Below are 2,348 nucleotides of genomic sequence, written 5' to 3' on the forward strand. Positions count from 1 at the left end.
GCCAGGAGGAACGTGCGGGACTACGAGCGGCTCATCTCACACAGTGAGGCCCACCTCACCTGGACCGTCATCACCCTCATAGTTCGCCGTCTGACCCGGCCCCCGCGGCAGCCCCGCACCGTGCCCCACCCCCTGGCCCCCGTGAAGACGGCCTCCGGGCCCGCCCCTGTCCGGATTCGGGCCAGGCCGCACACGGTCCGTCTCGCCCCCACCGCCCTGCGCTGACACAGCCGTCGCCCGTACGGACGTGGCCGCCCTCGCGCGGGAGGTGGTGTTCCCGGCGCCGCGGTGGGGCGTCGCCGGGAACACCACCTCCCGCTGGTGAAGCCGGGGGGTCTCAGTTCAGGCGGCCGGGAGGGTCCAGTCCTGCTTCGCTGCCCACTGCTCGAAGGTGGTCGTGGTCAGGCCGTAGTGGGCCGCGTGGTGGGGGCGTGCGGGGTAGCCGACACGGTCGTTCCAGATCTGGCTGTCCGCCATGGGGGCACCGAAGCGCTGCTCCAACTCCTCCCGGGAGAGGAAGACGGCGGTGATCTCGCGGCCGGCAGCTTGGGAGAGGATGTCCGCCATCTCGGGGTGGGTCAGCGCGTCGCCCGCAAGCTCGATCTCGGCTTCGTGGAACGTGGCGGGCTCGGCCACGGCGGCGGCGACAGCCGCTCCGAAGTCGTCCGAGCAGATGAGCGCCAACTTGGTCTGCGGGCTCGTAGCGGTGATCAGCTTGCCCTGAGGCAGGTCGGGGAACATGTGTTCCTGCTTGGGCGGCAGGAAGTTGTCCATGTAGAAGGCGGGCTTGAAGATGGTCCAGTGCTTCAGGCCCGACTGCCGGATCGCGTCCTCCGCGGCCTCCTTGTCGTCCCAGTACGCCCGCATCACAGGGTTGGTTTCCTCGATGTCCGGGTGCTGGCTGCGCCATCCGGTCGCGGACACGGACGTGTGGATGATCTGGGTGATGCCGGCCCGCTGGGCCGCGGTGGCGATGTTGCGGGCCTGGCGCTGCTCGGCGCCGGGATCGGCCGGATCGTAGCCCACCGGCTGCATGGAGAAGACCGCGTCGTGTCCGGCGCCGGCGGCCTCCAGGGATGCGAGGTCGTCCATGGTTCCGGTCGCGAGGGCGGCGCCCTGCCGGGCGAGCGCCTGGGCGGGGGCGGAGGAGGTGTTGCGGACGAACGCTGTCACGGGGTGGCCCACGCGCAGGAGCGCCTGGACGGCGGCGCCGCCCTGCATCCCGGTCGCTCCGGTGACGAGAACTTTCGCCTTGTCATTGTGTGTCATAGCGCGCCTTGCCTTCGGTTGATCACGTGGTGTCGGCATGCGGGCACGAAGACCCGCCAATTAGAGACTGTACAGTATCGAGTCTCAGTAGTATCTAGTTGAAGGTCTGTGCTGGCCTGCCAGAGTCCAGCCGGTAACCCGTGGTTCACGAGCAGGGAGAGACGGGGTGGCGCGATGAGGGTTCGTGCTGGACTCCGAGGCGTATGCGGACGGTGCCACCGACCCGGTCCGCGGCTTTCCTCAGGCCGGGCGGAGGGCCCGATGGTGGGGGAAGCGGATGCAGTACCGTCGTGCGTATGACCAGGTCGACCCGCCCCGCTGGACGCCAGCGACCCAGTGGCGCCTTCGGGCCCGTCCGCGACGAGACGCGGAACACCCGCATCATCGAAGCCGTCCTGGACTTGATCGCCGAAAGCGGCCACGCGGGTCTCACCATGGATGCGGTGGCCGCGCGCGCGGGAGTGGCCAAGGCCACCGTCTACCGCCGCTGGGCCTCGCGCGAGGACCTGGTCGCCGATGCCCTGGAAAGCCTGATGCTCTCCGCCGCCATCCCGGCCGAGGCGACGGCCGCCACGACGCTGCGCGAAGACCTCATCACCACACTGACCCACAGATCCGTGTGCATGCAGCCCCAAGCACGTCACTTCTCAGCCGTGCTGGCTGCCGCCACCGCCTCCCACCCCCAGATCGCCGACACCCTGCGCGAGCGGGCCATCGCCGGCCAGCGCGAGGACATAGCCGCCTGCCTCCACCGCGCTCAACAGCGCGGCGAGATCACCGCGGAGAGGGTCGAGCTCTTGCTGACGCCGGGCAGGATGGAGATCGCTGCAGCCATCGGGGTGACAGTCCAACAAGAAGACCTGCTCGGTACCGTTCTCGACACCGAAGGAGTGGCCCGCCTGGTGGACCAGGTCCTACTGCCTCTCATCGGCGCCACCCCCACCGGCTGAAACCCCTCCGATCCCGCGCCATGCCTGCTCGGCCCCTGAAAGCCTTCGATACACGGCCCAGGGTGGTCGGGGACGGCCACTCCCCAGAGCTGTGTAATCCGTCAGAGCATCACCGACCGCCCAGTCAGG

At 69.4% G+C, this 2,348-nt stretch carries 2 protein-coding genes and 1 pseudogene; 2 read left to right on the forward strand and 1 reads right to left on the reverse strand.

Annotated features, from left to right (window positions below; translation table 11 throughout):
* Window positions 1-225: pseudogene (locus tag ABD366_RS43385) on the forward strand (hypothetical protein); the annotation flags it as partial.
* A 117-nt stretch (window positions 226-342) separates the two neighbouring features.
* Here ABD366_RS43385 and ABD366_RS43390 read toward each other — a convergent pair.
* Window positions 343-1,269, reverse strand: a complete 927-nt coding sequence (locus ABD366_RS43390) for an NmrA family NAD(P)-binding protein (protein ID WP_324770371.1) — start codon at window positions 1,267-1,269, stop codon at window positions 343-345.
* 296 nt (window positions 1,270-1,565) lie between these two features.
* Between ABD366_RS43390 and ABD366_RS43395 the strand changes: the two genes are divergently transcribed.
* The gene (locus ABD366_RS43395) at window positions 1,566-2,219 is read left to right on the forward strand and encodes a TetR/AcrR family transcriptional regulator (RefSeq protein ID WP_324770370.1); all 654 of its coding nucleotides are present in this window, start codon (window positions 1,566-1,568) and stop codon (window positions 2,217-2,219) included.
* Window positions 2,220-2,348 lie beyond the last annotated feature (129 nt).

The organism is Streptomyces kunmingensis, assembly GCF_039533535.1.
Classification (GTDB): domain Bacteria; phylum Actinomycetota; class Actinomycetes; order Streptomycetales; family Streptomycetaceae; genus Streptomyces; species Streptomyces kunmingensis.